This is a genomic window from Sphingobacterium detergens, from assembly GCF_003610355.1.
Taxonomy (GTDB): domain Bacteria; phylum Bacteroidota; class Bacteroidia; order Sphingobacteriales; family Sphingobacteriaceae; genus Sphingobacterium; species Sphingobacterium detergens.
Map to the genome: position 1 here is coordinate 1 of NZ_RAPY01000002.1, position 23,036 is coordinate 23,036.

General features: G+C 40.3%; 19 protein-coding genes. 12 read left to right on the plus strand and 7 right to left on the minus strand.

Annotated elements, in window-relative coordinates; all coding sequences use genetic code 11:
* From DFQ12_RS28290 to DFQ12_RS12070, 3 genes are all read left to right on the plus strand, one after another.
* Positions 1-270 (plus strand): hypothetical protein (locus tag DFQ12_RS28290; RefSeq protein ID WP_208642542.1); only part of this gene is annotated, 270 nt, incomplete at its 5' end.
* A gap of 360 nt (positions 271-630) precedes the next feature.
* On the plus strand, positions 631-1,518 hold the full coding sequence (locus DFQ12_RS12065; RefSeq protein ID WP_244211733.1) for a DUF4886 domain-containing protein: 888 nt from the start codon (positions 631-633) through the stop codon (positions 1,516-1,518).
* A 9-nt stretch (positions 1,519-1,527) separates the two neighbouring features.
* Complete coding sequence (locus DFQ12_RS12070; RefSeq protein WP_120259329.1) at positions 1,528-2,031, plus strand: DinB family protein; 504 nt, start codon at positions 1,528-1,530, stop codon at positions 2,029-2,031.
* Between the two features lie 89 nt (positions 2,032-2,120).
* On the opposite strand, the gene sucD is transcribed toward DFQ12_RS12070, so the two are convergent.
* Positions 2,121-2,993, minus strand: coding sequence for a succinate--CoA ligase subunit alpha (sucD, locus tag DFQ12_RS12075; RefSeq protein WP_077438675.1), 873 nt, complete (start codon positions 2,991-2,993; stop codon positions 2,121-2,123).
* Between the two features lie 90 nt (positions 2,994-3,083).
* Positions 3,084-3,617 (minus strand): RNA methyltransferase, encoded by a 534-nt coding sequence (locus tag DFQ12_RS12080; protein WP_120259330.1) that lies wholly within the window; start codon positions 3,615-3,617, stop codon positions 3,084-3,086.
* 113 nt (positions 3,618-3,730) lie between these two features.
* On the opposite strand from DFQ12_RS12080, the gene rpsT reads away from it, so the two are divergent.
* The gene (rpsT, locus tag DFQ12_RS12085; protein ID WP_046671646.1) at positions 3,731-3,985 is read left to right on the plus strand and encodes a 30S ribosomal protein S20; all 255 of its coding nucleotides are present in this window, start codon (positions 3,731-3,733) and stop codon (positions 3,983-3,985) included.
* Positions 3,986-4,127: 142 nt separating this feature from the next.
* On the opposite strand, the gene DFQ12_RS12090 is transcribed toward rpsT, so the two are convergent.
* Together DFQ12_RS12090 and DFQ12_RS12095 are read right to left on the minus strand one after the other, a co-directional pair.
* Positions 4,128-4,979 (minus strand): 3-keto-disaccharide hydrolase, encoded by an 852-nt coding sequence (locus DFQ12_RS12090; RefSeq protein ID WP_120259331.1) that lies wholly within the window; start codon positions 4,977-4,979, stop codon positions 4,128-4,130.
* Positions 4,980-5,018: 39 nt separating this feature from the next.
* Positions 5,019-5,852 carry an AraC family transcriptional regulator gene (locus tag DFQ12_RS12095; protein WP_120259332.1) on the minus strand — a complete coding sequence of 278 codons (834 nt, stop codon included), beginning with the start codon at positions 5,850-5,852 and terminating at the stop codon, positions 5,019-5,021.
* A 434-nt stretch (positions 5,853-6,286) separates the two neighbouring features.
* On the opposite strand from DFQ12_RS12095, the gene DFQ12_RS12100 reads away from it, so the two are divergent.
* A complete protein-coding gene (locus DFQ12_RS12100) occupies positions 6,287-7,780 on the plus strand; it encodes a succinate CoA transferase (protein WP_120259333.1) in 1,494 nt (497 codons plus the stop codon).
* A 321-nt stretch (positions 7,781-8,101) separates the two neighbouring features.
* On the opposite strand, the gene DFQ12_RS12105 is transcribed toward DFQ12_RS12100, so the two are convergent.
* Together DFQ12_RS12105 and DFQ12_RS12110 are read right to left on the minus strand one after the other, a co-directional pair.
* Complete coding sequence (locus tag DFQ12_RS12105) at positions 8,102-8,821, minus strand: DNA alkylation repair protein (RefSeq protein ID WP_208642543.1); 720 nt, start codon at positions 8,819-8,821, stop codon at positions 8,102-8,104.
* 17 nt (positions 8,822-8,838) lie between these two features.
* Positions 8,839-9,336 carry a DinB family protein gene (locus DFQ12_RS12110; RefSeq protein ID WP_120259334.1) on the minus strand — a complete coding sequence of 166 codons (498 nt, stop codon included), beginning with the start codon at positions 9,334-9,336 and terminating at the stop codon, positions 8,839-8,841.
* 214 nt (positions 9,337-9,550) lie between these two features.
* Between DFQ12_RS12110 and DFQ12_RS12115 the strand changes: the two genes are divergently transcribed.
* On the plus strand, positions 9,551-10,612 hold the full coding sequence (locus tag DFQ12_RS12115; protein WP_120259335.1) for an alpha-L-fucosidase: 1,062 nt from the start codon (positions 9,551-9,553) through the stop codon (positions 10,610-10,612).
* A 141-nt stretch (positions 10,613-10,753) separates the two neighbouring features.
* Here the strand turns inward: DFQ12_RS12115 and DFQ12_RS12120 are convergent, their stop codons facing one another.
* Complete coding sequence (locus tag DFQ12_RS12120) at positions 10,754-12,238, minus strand: alpha-L-fucosidase (RefSeq protein ID WP_120259336.1); 1,485 nt, start codon at positions 12,236-12,238, stop codon at positions 10,754-10,756.
* A 435-nt stretch (positions 12,239-12,673) separates the two neighbouring features.
* Between DFQ12_RS12120 and DFQ12_RS12125 the strand changes: the two genes are divergently transcribed.
* From DFQ12_RS12125 to DFQ12_RS12150, 6 genes are all read left to right on the plus strand, one after another.
* Positions 12,674-13,192, plus strand: a complete 519-nt coding sequence (locus DFQ12_RS12125; RefSeq protein ID WP_120259337.1) for a hypothetical protein — start codon at positions 12,674-12,676, stop codon at positions 13,190-13,192.
* Between the two features lie 69 nt (positions 13,193-13,261).
* Entirely contained in the window at positions 13,262-13,840 is a 579-nt protein-coding gene (locus tag DFQ12_RS12130) for an RNA polymerase sigma factor (protein ID WP_120259338.1), read from the plus strand.
* A 62-nt stretch (positions 13,841-13,902) separates the two neighbouring features.
* Positions 13,903-15,150 carry a FecR family protein gene (locus DFQ12_RS12135; RefSeq protein WP_120259339.1) on the plus strand — a complete coding sequence of 416 codons (1,248 nt, stop codon included), beginning with the start codon at positions 13,903-13,905 and terminating at the stop codon, positions 15,148-15,150.
* Between the two features lie 189 nt (positions 15,151-15,339).
* Positions 15,340-18,717 (plus strand): SusC/RagA family TonB-linked outer membrane protein, encoded by a 3,378-nt coding sequence (locus DFQ12_RS12140; protein ID WP_120259340.1) that lies wholly within the window; start codon positions 15,340-15,342, stop codon positions 18,715-18,717.
* 12 nt (positions 18,718-18,729) lie between these two features.
* Positions 18,730-20,163 carry a RagB/SusD family nutrient uptake outer membrane protein gene (locus tag DFQ12_RS12145; RefSeq protein WP_120259341.1) on the plus strand — a complete coding sequence of 478 codons (1,434 nt, stop codon included), beginning with the start codon at positions 18,730-18,732 and terminating at the stop codon, positions 20,161-20,163.
* A gap of 327 nt (positions 20,164-20,490) precedes the next feature.
* Positions 20,491-22,881 carry a PDZ domain-containing protein gene (locus DFQ12_RS12150; RefSeq protein WP_120259342.1) on the plus strand — a complete coding sequence of 797 codons (2,391 nt, stop codon included), beginning with the start codon at positions 20,491-20,493 and terminating at the stop codon, positions 22,879-22,881.
* Positions 22,882-23,036: the final 155 nt, after the last annotated feature.

A 23,036-nucleotide genomic window follows, 5' to 3' on the forward strand; every position in this document is an offset into this window, starting at 1 on the left:
AGGTGGGAGAGTAGGTCGGTGCCTTTTTTTACACGGAAGCCCTTGCTGGAAACAGTCAAGGGCTTCTTTCGTTTACATACTTCCCAAAAGGTTCCAGAAGGACAATGGCACCGCGATAAAGTCCACCGGGGTGACACTCGGAAAAGCGGCACAGATGTTCCGCAACCCTATTATCTGGTACAAAGCTGTATGGCTCTGGCCCAAAAGCCACACTGGAATCCACTCCCAAAAGCCACACAAAAGACTCAGCTCAGGAATAGTACTATCTAGTACAAACCTATATAACTATGATCTAAGGTGCTGCATTATACTTTCGTTTAGTGACTTTTCAAAAGGTATCCATTTAGATATTTTCCAACGAACAATGGCTCCGCTCCCGAAAGCTACACAGAGATAGGGCTCTTAAAAGCTATACAGATGTTCCGCAACCGTACTATCCGGTAGAAATCTGCATGGCCATGATCGAAGGTGCTGCGTAATACTTTCGTTTATATACTTTCCAGCAATCAATGGTTTGCAGCGGAAGTTTCGGTAAAAGTTTCATGCGCTACAGACTTTACTGTTTTTCCCTTTATACGATTAGCAATTCTACGAGATATTAGCTAATTTAGTCATTACAGCAATGTATATATGATGAAAGTTAAACAGATATCCTTACTCAGTATTTTACTTGTATTTTTCCTTATCGGCAATAGTCTAAAAGCGCAGGCACAGTCATTGGATGACGGTGTTTTGCGTATATTGGCTATTGGGAATAGCTTTTCGGAGGATGCGATTGAGCAGAATCTTTATGAATTAGCCAAAGCGGGTAAGAAAAAGATCGTTGTCGGTAATCTTTATATTGGTGGCGCCCCATTAAGCTTACATGTAAGTAATGCGAAAGGAGATAAACCGGCTTATCGCTACCGGAAGATCAATCTGGACGGTCGGATGTCAGAACGAGCAAACCAACGACTTTCTGAGGCTTTGGTGGATGAAGCTTGGGATTACATCAGTTTCCAGCAGGCGAGCCCTCTGTCGGGAGATTACGATTCCTATGCCAAGGATTTACCACTTTTGTATGATTATGTCACAAAGCATGTAAGCTATCCCGAGACAAAATATATCTTGCATCAAACATGGGCTTATCAAAATGGTTCGCCCCATGAAGGCTTTGTCCGCTATAACCGTAATCAGAATACGATGTACACGGCTATTGTAAACACTTCTCAGGAAGTTTTTAATTGGGGTAATTTTGATGTATTGGTGCCCTCGGGTACAGCTATACAAAATGCACGGTCAAGCTATTTAGGCGATCAATTCACACGGGATGGTTATCATCTTAATCTGGATTATGGACGTTTTGTCGCAGCCTGTGCCTGGTATGAGGCACTATTTAAAGAAAGTGTTGTCAGTAATGCATTTTTGCCACTTAAAGTGACCTATATTGAAGGGCAGATAGCAAGGGAGGCCGCACATCAAGCGGTGGAGTCTCCTTATGAGGTCACTGTATTGAAGGATTTTCAATTAATGAAATAATATATTTATATGAGTATCAAAAAAAGCTATTTGATCGAATTGGATCACGAAACAAAAAACACCAAGCGTATTTTGGATCGGATACCAGATGAAAAACTGGATTGGCGCCCGCATGAAAAATCGATGAGTCTAGGAGAGCTCGCGGCCCATGTTGTGGAGTTGCATAGTTGGGTGTCCAAAGCGATACCAAAGGATGCATTTGATTTTAAGGTAGATTATCATCCACTGAAAGTATCTTCGGTAGAAGAACTGAAATTGATTCTTTCCGAAGGGTTGGAAACCAACAAGACTACCATAGAAAATATAGCGGAAGAAGACTGGTTTAAGGACTGGGTATTAAAATCTGGAGATTATGAAATAGCACGGCTACCACGCGCTGGCGCGATACGTTTTATTGTTAACAACCATATTGTCCACCACCGTGGACAACTGACTGTATATTTGCGGTTACTTGGCATTCCGGTACCCGGTTTATATGGGCCTTCGGCAGATGAACCGATGCCCAGCATGTAATATCATTTTGGATATAATATAGAAAAGCAGATATAAAAATAAAGGGGATCAATTTGATCCCCTTTATTTTTATATGCTTGATTGCCTAGTTATTTAGCCAATTCTTCTGCGATTGCTTTTCCGATTTCAGCTGGAGATTCAACTACACGGATACCACACTCACGCATGATTTTCATTTTTGCAGCAGCAGTATCATCAGCACCACCAACGATTGCACCAGCATGGCCCATACGACGTCCCGGAGGCGCTGTTTGACCAGCGATAAATCCTACAACAGGTTTAGTACCGTGTTCTTTGATCCAACGTGCAGCTTCAGCTTCCATTCCACCACCGATCTCACCGATCATGATGATAGCTTCAGTTTCTGGGTCGTTCATTAATAATTCAACAGCTTCTTTAGTTGTTGTACCGATGATAGGGTCACCACCGATTCCGATAGCTGTTGTGATTCCTAATCCAGCTTTTACAGTTTGATCTACTGCTTCATAAGTTAAAGTTCCTGATTTAGAAACGACACCTACGTTACCTTTTTTGAAGATAAATCCTGGCATAATACCGATTTTAGCTTCACCTGCAGTGATGATACCAGGGCAGTTAGGACCGATCAAACGAGATTTTTTGTCGCTTAGGTAAGATTTTACCTGGATCATGTCTTTTGTAGGGATACCCTCAGTAATACATACAATCACTTCGATACCAGCAGCGGCAGCTTCCATGATTGCATCTGCAGCAAATGCTGGAGGTACGAAGATAATAGAAACATTAGCTCCTGTAGCGTCTACTGCATCTTGAACAGTGTTGAATACAGGACGGTCTAAGTGTTGTTGACCACCTTTACCAGGAGTCACACCACCAACTACATTTGTTCCGTACTCAATCATTTGAGTCGCATGGTAAGTACCTTCGTTTCCAGTGAAACCTTGAACGATTACTTTTGAATCTTTATTAACTAATACACTCATTTCTTCTTTAAATTTTGCACACAAATCTACTATTTTGCTTTCTAAAATGGAAGCAATGTGGATAGGAATATGACCTTTATTGATAAATTTTTAGTTCAGATTGCGTTTTTGGATAAAATCCCAAAGGATAATGCCAATTGCGACAGATACGTTAAGTGAATGCTTGGTGCCATATTGGGGAATTTCGATACAAGTATCGATTTTTTCCATGACTTCTTCATCAACACCATTGACCTCATTTCCAAAAATTAATGCATACTTTTTATCCGACTTTGGCTCAAATTGATGTAACATGACACTATCATCTGCTTGTTCAACGGCAATGATGGTATAACCTTCTGCTTTTAGCTGATCTACGACGTCAGTAGTATCTTTATGGTATTCCCAAGAGACGGATTGTGTAGCACCTAAAGCTGTTTTTTCGATTTCCCGATGTGGAGGGGTGCCGGTAATGCCACATAAATATATTTTTTCAATAGCAAATCCGTCTGCGGTACGGAAGGCCGAGCCGACATTGTGCATACTGCGAACATTGTCCAAAACGATTGCGATAGGCGTTTTTTCTTGTTTTTTAAACGATTCAACATCTGTACGTTGAAGTTCATCCATCGATAATTTTTGCATGTCGCAAATATACTAAACCTAAAAAACAAAATAGATTTTGAATATTGAAAATAAGGTGTTATTTTTGCAGTCCGAATTACAAGAAAAAATTGAATAAAAATTAGCTAAAAAAAATGGCAAATCATAAATCAGCGATCAAAAGAATTAGAGCAAACGCTACTAAACGTTTAAGAAACCGTTACCAAGCAAAAACAACGCGTAACGCAATCAAAAAATTACGTCATACAACTTCTGCAGAAGAAGCAAAAACATTGTTACCACGCGTAATTTCTATGCTTGATCGTTTGGCAAAGAAAAATGTGATCCACAAGAAAAAAGCTTCTAACAACAAATCTAAGTTAACTAAATTCGTTAACGGTTTAGCGTAAGCTTTCTGTATAGATATTGAGGGGTACAGCTCGCTGTATCCCTTTTCTTTATGTTATATACTTTGGATTTCTCTTTCCAAGCGAATAGTAATAAAAAAAGCATCAATAGTGATGCTTTTTTTATTTTATTAGTGATAGATGATTATTGCTTTAAATTAGGCAATAACTCTGCAATGACTTTTTTCAACTTATTGGGATCTTTCATATAAGGTTCCAGGTCATATAGCTCCACTTTTTTGAAGTCGATCGGATGACTTTCACTCTGCAGCGAAATACTCCCTTTCTTCAATAGTTGGCCATCTTTTTTTACAGCAGGATCAAAGGCTGTAACATTGCCGCCACCGATTTGAGGTTTAGTGTATTGCATTACCACTTTGTCCTCAAGGATATGTTGTACAAGTGAATCTCCCAATACCAGAAAATCTGCTGTTACCCATTGGTCACCAGCATAGGTTTTGGATGTAGAGCTGATACAATGTGGAGTAAATAATTTGTTATCGATGACAACATTTGTTCCTGGTGTACAGAGATTGCTCGTTGTACGTTCGTCCTTACCATTGCCACCTAGGAGTTGTCCTTCGATGGATATTGGGAAATCTTGATCTACACCCATTGTTTTTGGATCCTGTCCATGCAACATGGCACCGCTATTGCGCCAAGCCCAACCTTCACCACCTGGTGCCTGTTCGCCTACAAAACGATAGGTGACACGTAATAAATAAGCTGAAAATTCTTTATTAAAGAACAAATGGCCGTATTGAAAATTGAAGTTATCGTAACCATCGTATCTGACTTTCAATAAACCATCTTCGACACGGAATGTGTTTTTATAGTTATCTCCAACCTTGTGGTTTCGGATTTTTGGGGTCCAGTTTTTTAAATCTTTCCCATTGAACAATTGAATGGGTTTGGGTTTTTTGTCTTGAGAATTGCCAAATACGGAAGTGCTGAGTAATAAAATTCCAGCACCATAGATAATATGTTTGAATTTCATCCTGAATTAGGTTTATTGACCTAAATTAGGGAAACATTTTTAAATAAGCAATTCTTTTTGTTTGACATACTCACTGGGGCGAATACCTACGACTTTATTAAATGTATTACTAAATGTGGGCAAGCTGTTATATCCAACTTTCAAAGCCACTTCATTGACACTTAGTTTTTCATCCAATAACAACTTGAGTGCAGTCAACATTCTCAGGATGGTATAGTATTGGATAAATGACATATTCAATTCCTTCTGAAAGAGTCTCGCCAATGTACGTTCGCTGATATTAAAGAGGCTTGCAAGTTTTTTGAAGCTTACATTTTCTTCGATATTCTCTTCCAGATAAGTAACGATATCTTTTAATTTTGGATGGCTTGGATAAGGCAATGCCAAGGGAAGTTCGTGTAGCGATAATTCAGGGAGAATAAGTTTAAATGCCGTAGCTAAGCTATATTTAGGTTCTTCAACAGGGAATATATTACCATTCCAACGATTGGTAAACATGATCAATTCAATCAGTAGATCGTTTACTGGGTAGATGCCCATTTTGCTGTAGAATGCGGTATCATTATTCGTTTTTGGAAAATAGAGATTACGCATCACTACCTCAGGAGTACTTGGATGAATACTATGCTTTACACCAGCGGGAATCCATAGATAATGTCGGGCCGGCAGAAAATATGATTTTTCATCTGTTTTTATAAAGACGACTCCACCCTCTGTATATAAAAATTGATCCTTTTCATGACAATGCTCAGTGATATGATTTTCAGCTATGATGGCGTGATGGCAATAGATGCTATCTTGAAATGAATCAACCTCCGTCATATAGTAGCGGTTGACATATTTTGAATCGCTCGTTGTATCTTTTATGTTCATTTTTTCCTATAAAACTACGCTGCAAAGGTAAGACTTTTTTACTAGACCTGACCTTCTTACTGTTAAAGTGAGTGTATGCTTACAATAAAATTGCAATTAAATAGCTAGAGAGTTAGTATTTACTTACTTGGTTTTAAATTGATTTTTTTTAATTCGTTGAAAGCTAGGTTGATATGAATTATATTTCTGTTTTTATAAAAATAACTGGAAATATATTTTTATTTATTTCACTGAACAGCAGTGTATTACGGTTGTTTCGTCTCCATTGAATAATTTTGTGTCGAATGGTAATAAATTCACTGTATAAAAAAACGTTAAAATTGTTTGTTTAAGAAATGTTCACTGACGTTTAATATCTTTTAAAATAGCGGATATAAATAGGTTTCAATTTCTTAAGTTTACATGAATAGCATACAAAATAAAATTATAAGGATATGGCTTACGAAAGGATAAAAATTCAGAGCTTACACGATAAGGTTATTACAGCTGTCGAAGCTGCGAAATTATTTCAGGATGGTATGGTCGTCGGGTCGAGTGGTTTTACAAAGGCAGGCGATAGTAAAGTCGTATTACCAGCATTGGCAGATCGGGCCAAAGAAGATCCTTTGAAAATAACGTTGATTACAGGGGCTTCTTTAGGTCATGGTACAGACGGAAAACTGGCAGAAGCCGGAGCGCTATCCAAACGCATGCCTTTTCAAGTGGATCGTACCCTTCGCAATAAGATCAATGCTGGAGATGTTCTTTTTATAGATCAGCATTTAAGTGAGACTGCAGAGCTGTTACACAATAAAAATCTGCCACAGGTCGATATTGCCGTTTTGGAAGTTGCCGCGATCGAATCCGATGGTAGTATCGTTCCAACGACTTCGGTCGGTAACTCCGCTACTTTTGCCGCATTGGCTAAACAGGTTATTTTGGAAGTCAATACCGCTATACCGACCACGATTAAAGGGATACATGATATTTATCAGGCAGAAGATTATCCACGTCGTAATGTAATTCCTATTGTAGCGCCCGAAAATAAAATCGGTCGAAAAACAATTCCATTGGATCCCAGCAAGATCGTGGGTATCGTATTTACCAATGAGCTTGACAGTCCAGCAGATATTGCTGAGCCAGACGCCAAAACAACAGCAATAGCGAAACATATATTGGCGTTTTTTGAAAATGAAGTTGAATTGGGACATCTATCCGAAAGCTTGATGCCATTGCAGGCTGGGATCGGAAAAGTAGCCAATGCAGTACTTACAGGCTTTATACATAGTAAATTCCATAATTTAACAATGTTTTCTGAGGTATTGCAAGATAGTACATTTGATTTAATCGATGCTGGTAAGCTGGATTTTGCGTCAGCTTCTTCCATTACCGTATCAGAGGAATGTTACTCACGCGTATTTGATCATTTGGACAAATACCGTGACAAGATTGTACTCCGTCCTCAGAATATTTCAAATACACCGGGCTTAATCAAGCGCTTGGGTATTATTGCGATCAATACAGCAATTGAATTTGATATTTATGGGAATGTAAATTCGACACATACTTCGGGTACCAATATTATGAATGGTATTGGTGGATCAGGAGATTTCGCGCGAAATGCTTACTTAAGCATCTTCGTCACGCAAGCGGCTTCTAAGGGCGATGTCATTTCCCATATCGTTCCAATGGTGTCCCATGTGGATCATACAGAGCATGATGTTGATATTTTAGTGACAGATTATGGTTTGGCCGATTTACGTGGTTTGGCGCCGAGGGAACGCGCAAAAGTTATTATTGAAAATTGTGTACACCCTGACTTCAAAGCGCAACTATTGGATTATTACAATCGTGCCTGTGAAAGGGGAGGGCATACGCCACATTTATTGGAGGAAGCATTCAGTTGGCATATCAACTTAAGAGAAAAAGGAACCATGAAGAAAGACTAGCCGCACATATTGCTGCAGGTTATAAAAGAATAGGGCTAGCTGAATCCTCAGTAGCCCTATTCTTTTATAATTTGGTACATATCCTCCCGAGGGCATTTCAAATATTCTACTCCTTAGGATGCTGTTTTAGTTTTCCAACAGTATTACTAATAAAATCATTATTCCGCTTACTGTCTCGTTCTAAACCTTCGATTCCCAATAGCGAGGCAGTTTCGAGGGAGACCCATCTTACCTTTTGCGAGCTTTTTTCAAAAATAAGCGTAGTAGCTCTTTATGGTATCTGTATGTGTTTGCCTATCTGTGAGACTTTCTCGGCGTTATCTATAGTGATGTTGCTACTTTGTTCCGATTGAGACCGATGGTAATTTTCGTCCTGAACCATTGCCTGATCTCCGGCAATTCAATCTGTTTTCGGTAGCGTTCTATAATTGTCGGATGGAATTTTGCGATCGTTTTAGCTCCCCAACCGATTCCCTTTTTGATGTGGAAATCTGTAGCATCGGATAGCGAAAGCAAAAGCCTGAACATTATTTCCGTAAATTTTGGTGAAAGGCCTTTCTTTACCGCATAATGTGTCGCTACACCGATCGTACGGACAATCCACTTGTCGGAATATTGGGCCAGGTGTTTCAACAAAGGGATTGTTTTTTCTGGATAGGTAAGGAGGGCATGACCAAGTACACGCTCACCTACGATATCGCAGACATACCATTGGTCTCCGCCTACAATATAAGCGCATGCTCTTTGGATCGACTCTTCAAGATATAAAGGTAGGCGCAGTTGTAGCATCATACCCGCCAATACATAACTTCCCATTTCTTTGGTTGCGACCAGTATATCCATAACGTATAGTTGTTCATCCTCGGGTATCCATAATGCCATTTCCTTTGCTGCGAATTCCAAAAGAGGAAAGCTAACCTTCTTTTTCAATAAACCTTCATATATGACTACAAGGAGCGCATCCTGTCCCTGCTGTTCCCAACTTTGTTTAGCCTGCTCCAGGATTTCCCTTACACGAACCTTACTGGTCATTTTTTCCATTTGCACGATCTGATTTATTATTTTTGATCTTTATAGATATTCCAAAAATTATAATCCGTCATTGGAGCATCTGTTATACCGATATTCCGACCGATTGTGACGATCTGCCCACGATGGTAGGTACCATGGATGATTAGATGCTGAATATATTCATATTTTGAAAAATCGCACTGGAACCAAGGCGATTCGACTTTCACATTTTTTTCTAGATCCTGCTCCGATAGGCCTTCTACATAATCCTGGAGTTTCTGTGAACTGTCTTTGATGGCCTTGAAAATATCCTCTTTTGTACTGAATGTTTTTTCGAAATCAAAGTCATTACATTCTGAGATATGACTCCACCAATACTCCTGCGTCTGCCATATATGGTTCAATGTTTTTAAGATCGTCGGAAAGCTCGATGGGACTTCTTGATTGAGTTGCTCATCTGACTTGGTACCTAACCAATCTAGATACTTGTTGACTACCCAGTTGTTGTACTGTACGCTTTTGGTGATTAATGTTTTTAAGCTCATAATTATTGGTTTATAGTTTTGTAAATCTTTTAAAACTTTTTACGTAAATATAAATCTTTCCAAACAGATTTGCGATATTTAGATAAAGTATGGAATACTTCATGCTGATTATTATTCGTGAATTGATCAGGTATTTTCTTTGGTTAAAAAGGGAAACCCGCTAGCCTTATATTTGCTTTGACAATTCGTGTAACCAATTATAAATTACGAAATAATGAAAAAATTAACAGGTCTTGCACTCGCTCTTATTGCCTTGCTGTTTAATAGTAAGGTACAAGCTCAAATCAATTATTTAAACCAATCCAAAGCAGACTTTGACAAACATATGCAATGGTTTAGAGAAGCCAAATATGGAATGTTTATCCATTTTGGACTCTATAGCCAATTGGGTGGAGACTATAGGGGAAAGCCAATTGAAGGCTATGCCGAATGGATTCAGGCAGGGGCAGATATTCCTAAGGAAGAATATGCCCAGTTGATCCATAGCTGGAACCCGTCGCATTTTAATGCGGATCAAATCGTCCAGTTAGCCAAAGATGCAGGTATGAAATATCTGGTAGTTACGACCAAACACCATGAAGGGTTTTGCTTATGGGATTCAAAATATACAGATTATGATATTGCTTCAACACCAATGAAGGGGCGGGATCTCATACAGGAATTGGCTACTGCCTGTAAGAAAAAAGGAATCCGATTTGGTACTTATTATAGTATTATAGACTGGCACCACGATTCACAGTATCGTAATAGCGATGGAAAAAACGGTTGGGACAAATGGGGACAGGTCGCGATGAAACCAGATCAGAGGGCTGTTTATATACAGTATATGAAAAATCAGTTGAAAGAATTGATTGTCAAGTACGATACTGATATGCTCTGGTTTGATGGTGATTGGGTTAATTGGTGGGATATGGCTGCTGGACAGGAACTCTACCAATATTTACGTGAGTTAAAGCCATCTCTTATTATCAATAATCGCGTAGCCAAACGTGAGCAATTCAAACGTGACTTTGGTACACCAGAGCAAGAGCACCTCAGTGCGAAAGTAGATTATGATTGGGAGGCTTGTTATACCTTGAATAACTCATGGGGATTCAAACGATCGGACAGTGCCTGGAAGAGCCCGGAGGAAGTAAACAAAAAGTTGGTGGAGATTAATACACAGGGCGGAAATTTATTGTTGAATATAGGCCCAGACGGAAATGGTGAGGTTCCTGCGATAAGTAAAGAGATATTGCTGAAAGCGGCGGCGGAGCGAAAAGGTCAAGCAAAATAAACGATTAACAAACTGTATTAGAAAGAACCAGACTCATCGTGAATCTGGTTCTTTTTTATTACGCCCTCCCAATCTTAATTATCGAAAATAGCGTCATTTTCCTTATTTGAATACATCACAATAAGTTAGTTGACTATTCCGTTATTTGTCAATAACATTAATCTCATAAATGGACGGTAAGCCGCTTGCTTTTGTGATATTCAATCGTAGCTTTTCTGTTTGATAAGCTCTCGGTAACCGAATGACCTTACAATCGCCCATAGATTCAGCACCCAAATAAATTGTCTCCCAGTTGCCCTTATTAAAAACTTGTATTTTATACTCCTGAATTCTATTGATTCTGATATTGGAAAACCCATCCCCTAGATTTTTGGTATCCTGATATTCAAAGATGCTGATTTTGTTAAATTTTTTCTTAGGATCCAATTGAATGTCAACTGTTGCTATTGTATCGCTGGCCATCCAGCGGCTTTCTAGGCTTCCATCAGTAATATTTGAAGCGGCGTAGTTCACTTTTGTATCCTGTGCGGTTGAGCTTGCGGTCACGGGTGCTTTTGCCGAAACAAACTGACCGTTTTTAGGCAAGGGTTGTCCTTTTTTTAGCCCCAGTCGTTTTCCTAATTCAATAACGGCATTCGCTTCATATTCGCGGATACGACCCGTTTGATCAGGAGGGACATTGACGACTAGGCAGTTGTCATTATCTGTACTCCAGTAGAACAGTTCTTCCAGTTCGTCGACCGACCGGATCGGCAATTCTGTCGATTTTTGAAACCAGTTCCAGCGACTGCTCAAACAGATCGTATGCTCATAAGGGAGATAATAGGACTGGCCCTTATGCAGATATTGTTTTTTGTCATAACGGGTGATCAACTTAGGATCCCAAAGACGGAAATCGGAGGGAAAATATTGAAAATAATATTTATTATCCTCGGTCATAGTTGATGGTAAGGCGGCATTTCGTTCACCTTCTTTATAAACGATCGTATGGTTAACGCTGATGGCGCAGTTCGGACTATAGGATTTTACCAGCTTGTACAGTTGGTCTAGCCCCCAATTATCAGGTTGACGATCCCAACCACCATCCAACCATAGTTCACTAATGTTGCCATATTTGGTAAAGAGTTCTGTCAGCTGGTTTTTCATATAATCAATATACTTTTGGGGATCTTTGTCTTTGTAAGATGGTTCTTTGCGATCCCACAGGGAATAATAGATTGCGAAATCCAGACCATATTTTTTACAGGCATCGGATACAGCCTTGACCACATCTGTTTTCACCGGTGAGGCGGCGACATCATAATCAGTGTATTTACTATCCCATAAACAGAAACCGTCATGATGTTTTGTAATTAATAGGACATAACGGAATCCCGCATCCCGAGCTGTACGTACCCATTGATCCGGATCGAGCTGTGTTGGGTTATATTTTTCTACGGGAATGCTTCCATCTGACCATTCCATATCAGTAAAGGTGTTGACGCCAAAATGCATAAACATGCCATAGCCACGTTTGATCATTTCTTTCTGGGCTTGATTCGGCTTGTTCCCGGGTTGTTGTACCTGTGCCTGACCTAGGGTGGCTAGACCAAGACATAGCGCGATGAAAAATAGTGTTTTGTTCATAATTTATTTGGTATACATTTAATTTCTTCAAACTTAGGTCTATTCTTTTTCAGATCACCGTATTCGACTGGATACCGGATTTCTATATAGAAAGACGATTGGAAGTCGAGATTGTCCCTGAAAAAGTGAAAATAACTTAAAAAATGAATAACAATATCTTTTTATCACTTTTTACGGGACATTTTGAACATTCAACCGTCAATAAGAGAGTAAGATACTAAAAATATGGAATCATTATCAAAGCTTCGGATGTATGCAAATTCCAGAAATGGAGTTAGGGAGAAATTTGTTCCTGATCTATTGTTTTCTCTTAATTATTTTAAAATTAAGACCTGAAGAAAGTCGTTTGTAAAAAGCAAACGACTTTTATTTTTATCTTTATTTTCAGCATGATTTTATTTGCCTCTCTTAAAATAATAAGCAATTTATCTACAGATGGAAATAGAAGAGATTTTTCAAGACAAATCGATAAAATTAAAAAGTAAGGTGGCAATTCTTGGAGCAGGTTTGCTCGATGGTGGTCTATCCCTCCAATTGCTATTGGAATATGCAGATCAACAAAATGCTGTTGACAAAGCGACTTGTCTAGAAGCTATTGAATATGCGACGAAAAATAACCCGGGAATCGGTAACAGCGCACTATTGAAATACTTGACAAATGTATTAGGGGGCAGTGAACCGAGAATAAAATGGGAAAGTGCTAAAATCATCGGTAATATCATTCGGCTTTTCCCAGATCAATTGGATAATACTGTCGCTAGTTTATTGAAAAATACGCGTAATAGTGGAACGGTTGTTCGTTGGGCTACGGCCTATGCCCTAGCCGAAATAATCAAGTTAAAAACTGTTCAAAATGATTTTTTAATCCCCGAAGTGGAACTCCTTTGTGAGTTGGAGGAAGATAATGGTGTAAAGAAAAAATACTTGGATGTTTTAAAAAAGATAAAAAAGTAGCATTTTTAACAGGAAAATACCTTATTTCAATCGTCTTACTATGATAAATTGCTTTATTGATTAGCTCAAATGGATTACAATTATTTTGAAGACTTTAAGGCTGGAAACCAGCGGGTGCTAGAATTTTGCATTCAGCAAAATAGGTCATCCCTATTGTTTTTCGCCTACAAATTTATTCGAGATGAAACCGTATGTGAAGAAATTGTTGCTGATAGTTTCTTTAAACTTTGGCAGCATCGTGCACGGATGACTGATCTGAGCCATATTCAATATTTCCTGTTTAAAACCACGAAGAATGCCTGTCTGAACCATATTGAAAAGGAAAAATCATCGCCCTTTGTCTACCATGGGCTTGAGGGGATAGACCAACAAGACGATCGAAATATACAATTCGATATGATTTATGCTGAGTTTATTCAATTATTATGTGCCGAGTTGGATAAACTGCCAACACAGCAAGCACAAATCTTTAGATTGAGTTATTTGGAAGGTTACAGTACGGAGGAAATCTGTACATTATTAAACACCACCGCTAATAATGTGTTTTACGCCAAATCTAAGGTGCTAAGTCATCTTAGACAGCGATTTGGACGGAATGATATGTTATTGGCATTGTTCCTAGCCCCCTATCTTTTTCAGCATCTTTAAAAAAAGTAAAATATTCACTAAGGTTTTGCTCAGTTTCCGGTTTATCTATAAAAACCACGATTATGACTGTGCCTAGAGATATTGCATACCTTATTTTTCATCACTTTCAGGGCGACCTTACGGATTTGGAGCAGCATGAGCTGCAGACTTGGCTCAATTCGGATCCACAACATCGTGTGTTCTTTGAGCAACTCGCAGAAAATAGCGGATGGAAGCAAGATCTAGCGATTTGGCATCGTCTGAACAATAACACGAAAAAAAGCCAAGATGATCAGATGCTCCTGACAAAAGTGATGGAGAAAGTCCAAGCAATGGAAGAGCCTGTGCAAACTATGAAAGTCTCCGCTTTGTGGTGGTATACGGCTGCGGCGATTTTGCTTTGCTGTTTCTCCATTTACTTCATCGTACAAAAGGGACAATCGGATAAACAGGACCAAACATTGACCTATAAAAATACCGAAGATATAAAACCGGGAAAAAGCGGTGCTCGCTTGACCTTACCAGATGGTACTGTTATCGCACTAAAGTCAGACGATCAAGGCATCCAAATGGGGGAGGAAATTCAGTATGTAAATGGTGATAGACTTGCCACGACAGATTTGACTAATACAAAGATCGCAGCTAATACGCCACTAACATTGGAGGTTCCTGTAAAGAATTTTTATAAAATAATCCTTTCCGATGGTACTCAAGTCTGGGTTAACTCAGGTTCTAAGTTGCATTACCCGCTACGATTTGATAAAAATAATCGCGTGGTTGAACTTGAAGGGGAAGCTTATTTTGAAGTCGCCAAACTCACATCAAACAATGCTGTTCGTGGAGCTAAACCTACCCGTATCCCTTTTTTAGTAAAAACCAAGGGGCAGTTGTTGGAGGTTTTAGGGACGAAGTTTAATGTAACGGCTTATCCTAATATTAAGACCACGAAGACAACTTTATTGGAAGGTAAAGTAGCCGTATCCGCAGCAGGATATCCTTCGAAATCAGTCTTATTGATACCAGGGAAACAAAGTTCATTTGATGGTAATGCCTTTCAAATCAAAGAAGTTGATGTGGATCAGGCCATCGCTTGGAAAGATGGGTTATTCTATTTTGATGGCGAAGATGCAAAGGAAGCTTTTGAGCAATTGGGTAAATGGTATGATATCGATATACAATACATAGGCAAAGAACCGCGTGTTGCTTTTTTCGGAACAATTGAGCGAAATAAGAGTTTAAAAACAGTAGTTGAAATATTGCAAAAAAGCGGGGTCAAATTACGCTTGGAGGGGAAAGCCGACCGTACACGCCTGATGATTGAAGGGGAATAACAATAAAATAAGGGGAAATTCTATAGAAAGGAGGTCATTTCGGAAATACAATAACCAATCGAATAGGCCAAGAAAACAACTGAGCGATGCTGGACACATCACTCAGCTAAATTGTTTGACGGGCTTGCACCAGTGTATAACACTGGACTTATTAACGTGAATTAAATAACCAATCAAACACACAAAGATATGTTTTTTAAACCATATACTGGACGGGCTATGTATCGTCCAGCGATCCGATTATTACTCTATATGAAATTAACGGTTATGCTATGTATTGCTGCTGTCCTACAGACCTTCGCAAGTGTCAAAGCACAGAAGATTACCGTAAACGCGCAACATGAAACTTTAAAAAAAGTGATGAAATCCATTCAGAAGCAACAGGGGTATCGCTTCTTCTTTCGCGGGGCACAAATTGCCAATATTCCGATTACTGCGCGTATTGAGGAGGCCAGTTTACAACAAGCTATGGATATGATTGTCGCGGGAAAGAATTTGCAGTGGACGCTCGTCGATAAGATGATTGTGATCCGCGAAGCAGAAAAGACGGTTCCAGTCTATACCTATGTACAGCATGAAATCACAGGAGTCGTACAGGACAACAACGGTAAGCCGATTGCGGGGGTTACTGTGCAGATTAAAGGAACAAGCAATCGTACCCAGACGGATGCTAGTGGCCGATTTAAACTGAGTGGAGCGGCGCAGGCTATCTTGCAAATCTCTTCTGTGGGTTACATGACGCAGGAACTGTCGACAAACGGTAAGAATACAATACAAGTTGTGCTGCAAAATTCCAATATGGACATCGGTGAAGTTGTCGTCATAGGTTACGGGGCTGTCAAAAAGTCTGATTTGACAGGATCCGTATCGAGCATAGGATCCAGTCAAATTACACAGGTCAATACCGTTTCCAATGTGGCGCAGGCATTACAGGGGCAAGCCGCTGGTGTTCGGGTCAATCAGGCCTCAGGACAACCCGGTGAAGCAATGAAAATTCAGATCCGAGGTATCAATTCACTTTCCGCCAGCAATGATCCCTTATACGTAGTGGATGGTATGCCCTTGGATGGCCTATCGGCACAGTTGAACCCAGAGGATATCGAAAATATTTCTGTACTGAAAGATGCCTCTTCAACCGCGATCTATGGTTCCCGAGGAGCCAATGGGGTTATTATGATTACCACAAAAAAGGGAAAAAGTGGCAAGACACAAATTGGATATAGCAACTATTTCGGTGTACAAAACTTGCGGAAACGTATTGATGTGCTCAATGCACAGGATTTTGCCAATCTGCAAAACGAAGTAACCCAAAATAATAATATCACCAAAAATGAAAACAAACCTTTGCCATGGACTGACGAACAGATCCGCAACCTAGGTAAAGGGACCGATTGGCAAGATTTGGTGTATCGTTCGGCAATGGTCCAAAATCATGACCTTAACCTTAGTGGAGGTAATGATGCGACAAAGTATTACACTTCTTTTGGTTATCTTAACCAAGATGGTATTATCCGAAATTCTGGATTTCAACGTTTATCCTTTCGGGGTAATATCGAGCACCGACTTTGGGACCGGGTGACCTTTGCGACATCAATGTCTTTGCAGAATTCGAAATATAATAAAGCACAATATCAAAGTGCCGATGGAGGTGGTGGGATCCCTTGGTCCAGTATGGTGCTGCCTCCGACAATGCAGGTTTATGACCAAAATGGAAATTATACCAAGTTTACGGGGGTATCCTGGGGCGAGACAAACCCTGTTGGATTATCCGAGAATTGGAATAATACCTCCAATAATCTTCGCATTATTGGAAATGCAAGTTTGGCGGTGGATATTATGGATGGTTTAAAATTGAAAAGTAGTATTGGAATAGATCAGGGAACAACCAAAAATGATATTTATTATCCAGGTAATATTAGTTTAGGACAACGGACAGATGAAAATAAAAACCCAATATTTGGTGTCGCTCGGAAAGAATATGGAAGCTCTGTTACCATAATTAATGAGAACATATTGGAGTATCAAAAGAATGTTGGGCAGCACAGCATCAATGCCGTTGCCGGATTTACCTATCAGAAGAGCAAGAGTGACAATCTCAACAGTAGAGAGGCGAGTGGGTTTGTCAATGATCTCTTTGAAAATAATGCTATTGGCTCCGCTATTGTCAAAGCACAACCCACAAGCGACTATCTAGACAACAAACTGATATCTTATCTTGGGCGGATCAATTATGGTTTCGCAGACCGTTATTTTCTGACATTGACGGGTCGATATGATGGCTCTTCACGTTTTGGCTTTAATCAAAAGTTCGCCTTTTTCCCTTCTGCAGCCTTGGCTTGGAATGTTCATAAGGAAGAATTCTTAAAGGACCAGGAGCTGATTTCTCAATTTAAAATCCGCGGATCTTATGGGAAATCCGGGAATCAGGGTATAGGTAATTACCAGACATTGGCCAATGTGCGTGCAAGGGATGTAATATTTGATAGTAAGATCGGAACAGGCTTTTTCCTGTCTTCGATGGCTAATCCAAATCTCAAATGGGAATCAACCAAGCAGATGGACTTGGGCTTGGAGTTGGGATTCTTGGACAACAGGATTCAGGTTGTGGCAGACTACTATAACAAACGAACAGAAGACCTATTGCTCAATGTGACCTTGCCAGGATCAAGTGGCTTTAGCTCCGTATTGCAAAATATAGGTGTTGTTCAAAATCGTGGATTTGAATTTCAGGTTTCTGCCCGACCCAATATAGGGGAGGGATTTACTTGGAATACCTCACTCAATCTATCCGCCAATCGTACCAAAGTATTAGACATCGGACTCGACGCGTATGGACAGCCGATTACCTACAAGGAAATCGGGACTGGTGGCAACTGGTTTCCAACCATTGTAGGCCAATCCATGATGCAGTTGTATGGTTTTACCGTGGAAGGTACCTACAAGACCGATCAGGAGGCGAAAGATAATGGAGAGCCAGATAAGCGCGCAGGAGATTACCGTTTTAAAAACTGGGACGGTCAGGGCCTTGTTTCGGCAAGTGAGGATCGGACGGTAATTAGTCATTTGGAACCCAAATTTACTTTTGGATTTAATAACCACTTTACCTACAAAAATATTGATTTTTCCTTTTTGATCGTCGGAAGTTATGGCAATGATATTGTCAATGAGTTTCGTAAGTACAACATCTCACTCAATGGCAATTGGAATCCTACCTATGAAGCCTACAATAACCGATGGAGGGGTACAGGAGATGCACAGTTTGATCGTCCAAGTGAAAAAAGTGGCAGTGCAATCCGTGACTATGCCAACTCGCTGTGGGTAGAAAATGGCTCTTATTTGCGTCTGCGTGATGTGACCATAGGTTATACTTTTCCCAAGAGCCTATTGCAATCTTGGCATTTGTCCAACCTTCGGGTGTATCTCAGTGCACAGAATTATTTGACCATAACCAAGTATAGTGGTTATGATCCGGAGGTATCCTGGGGAGAGGCTTCAGTTAACGGATGGGACCGTGGCAACTATCCTGCCTTTAAGTCCATTACCGCAGGTTTAAGAGTTAATTTTTAAATACGAGCAATTATGAAATCAAATTATATCCTTTGCGTTCTGTTGGCAGCCGGTCTGTTACAGAGCTGTGAAAAATCCTTGCAAGAGACGCCAAAGACGGTGATTTCACCGGATGAATTTTTTAAGAACCCGAGCAGCTATGAATCAGCAGTAACAGGTATCTACGCTGATTTTCCACTGTATGTAGTATATACGCATGAGATGATTACCGATCTCTATGCAACACCTTCTGCATCAGCCGAACAAGCCTTGCCAATTTATAATAATCAACCTACACCTGATTATTACAATGCAGGTGGTGCATGGAATACACCCTATGCAGTGATTAAGAATGCTAATTTTATTTTGCAATATCTTCCCAATGCGCCATTGGATGATAGTAAAAAGGCACAATTAATTGCCGAGGCCAGCTTCTTGCGGGGGTATGCTTTCTTTAATCTGGTACAATTGTTTGGTGATGTTCCGTTACCATTGAAGATTCCTCAAGATTACAACAGTCTTAGATTGCCCCGAACTGGACAGGCTCAGGTTTACGAGCAGGTGTTAAAAGATTTACTGTACGCTGAGCAGAATCTGCCTGACAAAGCCGCACAGCAGGGACGGGTGGATAAAAACGTGGCTACTGCACTTCTGGCACGCGTATACCTGACTATGGCCGGCAATCCGCTCAAGCAGACCCAATATTATAAAGATGCGCTACAAAAGTCTACAGCAGTGATCAACTCCGGAAAATACAAACTTATGGATGATTATGCGCAGGTATTTCACAATACGAAGTATACCAGCGAATCCATTTGGGAGAAGTTATATGAACCAGGTCGTGGTTCCAATTTCTTGAACGGTTCATCCAATACTTCTCCTGGTTATAATCCGACCCTTGTTCCATCAAACAATTTTATGGCGAGTTTTTCAAAAGGTGATCGCCGTTTTTCCTGGGGGATCATCAGCAACTACATCAAGCCTGATAAAAAGGTTCTGGATCGCCCATTTTTTCAGAAATTTGTGGATACCGTCTCTATCAATCGAGGAGATTTACCCTCACAGGCAAGTATTCCATATACTGTTCCCATTATACGTCTAGCGGAGATGTACCTCATTGCCGCTGAAGCCGAAAATGCAATCAATGGTCCTGCAAATGCCTATAGGTATATTAATGCTATTCGTAAAAGAGCACGTATGGATAAAAATGATCCCACACAAGTACCTGATTTGAGTGGATTATCCAAGGAACAATTCCAACAGGCAGTTTGGAGAGAGTTTGATTGGGAATTGCATGAGGAGGGACAGTCTTGGACGATTATGAAGCGAACCAATACATTTGACCGTATTCAGAAACAACGGGGAGCCTCGCTGAACGTTCCGGTCGGACCATACAACCAGACCTGGCTGATTCCGACCACCGAAGTGACTAACAATAATATACCACAGAATCCCTTATATAAATAACAATATTTGACTAGGGGCAGAAAAAGTGCAAATTAATTGGACAACTAGAAAGAGTATGAAACAACAAACTGTCCCAAAAGAAAAGCGAGCCCCTGAAAAATGAATAGTTAAAAAGAGATCAAGGGAGATTAGAGCAAATTAAATAAAAGGGGCCGCAGTTTTATGGGCCTCTGAAAAATAAAACAACTAAAATAAACGGATTTGTAGGGACAAATTCGTTTATTAGTCGTCGTGTAGAATAAGAGGTTAATATAGTAAGAGGTTGAAATTGAATTATAATAAGAAGCTAAAATTGACCGAACGATAACCAAATGAAATATTGAAATTATGAAGATAAAACCAAGTCTAGTACCCAAATTATTGTTTATTGGTATGAGCTGTGTACCTGTTTTTGCTGCACAAGGGCAACAGTCTGGTGCGATCAAGCGAGTTTACGTAAGTACAAAGGGCAATGACCAAAATCCGGGAACGGTAGCGCGGCCGTTTGCTACCGCCGAGGCAGCCTTGCGTGCCGTTGAAAAATCCAAACAGGGAAAAGCGACAACTGGAATTGAAATTATTTTTACTGGTGGCACTTATTATCTTGACAAACCGATTCAATTATCAGCGGCACTTTCAGGTACAAAGAAACTACCATTGCGGATCAAAGCCGCAGACGGAAATCAAGTTATCTTCAGTGGAGCTAAACCGCTTGATCTGAAATGGGAGCAGGGAGATAAAGGGATCTGGAAAGCCAAAGTTCCAGCGGGAACGAGTTTCCAAAGTTTATATGCCAATGATGCACACTTGATCCGTGCACGGTATCCAAATTATGACGCCTCCGTACTACCCTTTCAGGGCTACGCTGCCGACGCACTGAGTCCAGAACGCGTTGCCACCTGGAAAAATCCGACAGGAGGTATTGTACATGCTTTACATTCAGGTCGCTGGGGTGGATTCCATTACCGTATTACCGGAAAAGATGGAGCATCAAAGGTAACATTGGAAGGCGGAGAGCAAAATAACCGGCCAAGCCCAATGCATGAAACCTACCGCTATGTCGAGAATATAGTTGAAGAACTTGACAGTGCACAAGAATGGTATTTGGATGAGGGGACAGCGACGCTGTATTACATGCCATCTAAAGGTAAAGACCCCAATCAATTGAAATTTGTAGCACCACAGCTGGAAAATTTGATTACAATTGCTGGATCTGCCAACAATCCAGTGCACGATATCGAAGTCAGCGGTATCCGCTTTATGCATACTGCACCTACGTTTATGAAAACAGCCGAACCTTTGTTGCGTAGCGACTGGACCATCTATCGTCAAGGAGCAGTGAAGATCGAAGGTGCTGAAAACTGTATCCTTCGTGCCAATGATTTTATCGAATTGGGTGGAAATGCGATCTTCGTTAACAATTACAACCGTGGAGTTAAAGTTAGTGGTAATCGTATCGAACAGATCGGTGCCGGTGCCATCAACTTTGTAGGTGATCCCGAGGCTGTACGTTCACCAGCGTTTCGCTATGAAAAATTTGTTCCACTCGATCAGATGGACACCCTCAAAGGTCCTAAAAGTAATAATTACCCCATGGATTGTGAAGCCAGTGACAATTTGATCCACAGCATCGGTCTGATCGAAAAACAAGTGGCAGGTGTACAAGTGTCTATGGCAGAGTCTTTGCGTATTTTGCACAATACAATTTACAATGTACCCCGCGCAGGGATCAATGTAGGTGACGGTACCTGGGGCGGTCATGAGATCGCTTACAATGATGTTTTTAGCACCGTGCTGGAAACCAGCGACCATGGCGCGTTTAATTCCTGGGGACGTGATCGTTTTTGGCATCCCGATAGAAACAAGATGGATCAGCTGACAGCAGCTCACCCAAGCTTGATCTTACTGGATGCGGTCAAAACAACCAAAATTCACGACAACCGTTTTCGCTGTGATCACGGATGGGACATTGATCTGGATGATGGATCCTCCAACTATGAAATATACAATAACTTGTGTTTAAGTGGCGGGTTGAAATTGAGGGAGGGCTTTTACCGCAAAGTATATAACAATGTGATGCTCAACAATGGTTTTCATCCCCATGTCTGGTTCCAAAATAGCCATGATGTCTTTCGCAATAATATTGTGATGCATGCTCATCAAGATATTCAGGTGAAGTATTGGGGCGATGAGGTGGATTACAATATTTACGCACGACAAGAAGATCTTCAAAAAGATCAGGCCAAAGGCATAGAAAAACATGGGCGTGTTGTTGCAATGAGTTTTGTCGCACCTGCTCTAGGCGATTTTCGGTTGAAGAACTGGAAAGACCAAGGTTTCAAAAATTTTGATATGTTGCATTTTGGTGTGACCAGCAAAAGATTGAAAAGCCTCGCTGCCAGCCCTGAGATACCGGAGCTGATTCAAAAAGACACAAAAGAGCAGGGCGTGAAGTGGGCTTGGAAAGGCGGACAATTTAAGACTGTTGAAACATTGGGCGAACAATCAGCGGCAGGTCTGCCATCGATCGCTGGTGTATTGGTCCTTCAATTGGATGAAAAGAGTACACTCTATAAAAGCGGTTTGCGGACAGGCGATGTGGTGCTAAACTATCAAGGTGAGAAGACAGATAAATTAACAGATCTTCAGCAAGCGATTAAAAAACATGTCCACGCCGATCAACCAAAAGTTAATGTCTTTAGAAATCAGCAACAGCAGGAATTGAATTTGCAACTTTAGTAAGTCATCTACTGTATGATTAATAGCCTGGTACAATAATAAAATGAGGTTGTCTAAAGTGTGAAGTGACAACCTCATTTTTATTTCATATTCGTCTTCCGAAAATAGTATTGTTGAAGAAAATTATTGCTTGGCTAATAAGTTATAGATAGGAA

Bases quoted from the DNA above. Each gene is read 5' to 3' on its own strand.
- DFQ12_RS12065 (WP_244211733.1), top strand. From the start codon at position 631: ATGATGAAAGTTAAACAGATATCCTTACTCAGTATTTTACTTGTATTT.
- DFQ12_RS12070 (WP_120259329.1), top strand. From the start codon at position 1,528: ATGAGTATCAAAAAAAGCTATTTGATCGAATTGGATCACGAAACAAAA.
- sucD (WP_077438675.1), bottom strand. From the start codon at position 2,993: ATGAGTGTATTAGTTAATAAAGATTCAAAAGTAATCGTTCAAGGTTTC.
- DFQ12_RS12080 (WP_120259330.1), bottom strand. From the start codon at position 3,617: ATGCAAAAATTATCGATGGATGAACTTCAACGTACAGATGTTGAATCG.
- rpsT (WP_046671646.1), top strand. From the start codon at position 3,731: ATGGCAAATCATAAATCAGCGATCAAAAGAATTAGAGCAAACGCTACT.
- DFQ12_RS12090 (WP_120259331.1), bottom strand. From the start codon at position 4,979: ATGAAATTCAAACATATTATCTATGGTGCTGGAATTTTATTACTCAGC.
- DFQ12_RS12095 (WP_120259332.1), bottom strand. From the start codon at position 5,852: ATGAACATAAAAGATACAACGAGCGATTCAAAATATGTCAACCGCTAC.
- DFQ12_RS12100 (WP_120259333.1), top strand. From the start codon at position 6,287: ATGGCTTACGAAAGGATAAAAATTCAGAGCTTACACGATAAGGTTATT.
- DFQ12_RS12105 (WP_208642543.1), bottom strand. From the start codon at position 8,821: ATGGAAAAAATGACCAGTAAGGTTCGTGTAAGGGAAATCCTGGAGCAG.
- DFQ12_RS12110 (WP_120259334.1), bottom strand. From the start codon at position 9,336: ATGAGCTTAAAAACATTAATCACCAAAAGCGTACAGTACAACAACTGG.
- DFQ12_RS12115 (WP_120259335.1), top strand. From the start codon at position 9,551: ATGAAAAAATTAACAGGTCTTGCACTCGCTCTTATTGCCTTGCTGTTT.
- DFQ12_RS12120 (WP_120259336.1), bottom strand. From the start codon at position 12,238: ATGAACAAAACACTATTTTTCATCGCGCTATGTCTTGGTCTAGCCACC.
- DFQ12_RS12125 (WP_120259337.1), top strand. From the start codon at position 12,674: ATGGAAATAGAAGAGATTTTTCAAGACAAATCGATAAAATTAAAAAGT.
- DFQ12_RS12130 (WP_120259338.1), top strand. From the start codon at position 13,262: ATGGATTACAATTATTTTGAAGACTTTAAGGCTGGAAACCAGCGGGTG.
- DFQ12_RS12135 (WP_120259339.1), top strand. From the start codon at position 13,903: ATGACTGTGCCTAGAGATATTGCATACCTTATTTTTCATCACTTTCAG.
- DFQ12_RS12140 (WP_120259340.1), top strand. From the start codon at position 15,340: ATGTTTTTTAAACCATATACTGGACGGGCTATGTATCGTCCAGCGATC.
- DFQ12_RS12145 (WP_120259341.1), top strand. From the start codon at position 18,730: ATGAAATCAAATTATATCCTTTGCGTTCTGTTGGCAGCCGGTCTGTTA.
- DFQ12_RS12150 (WP_120259342.1), top strand. From the start codon at position 20,491: ATGAAGATAAAACCAAGTCTAGTACCCAAATTATTGTTTATTGGTATG.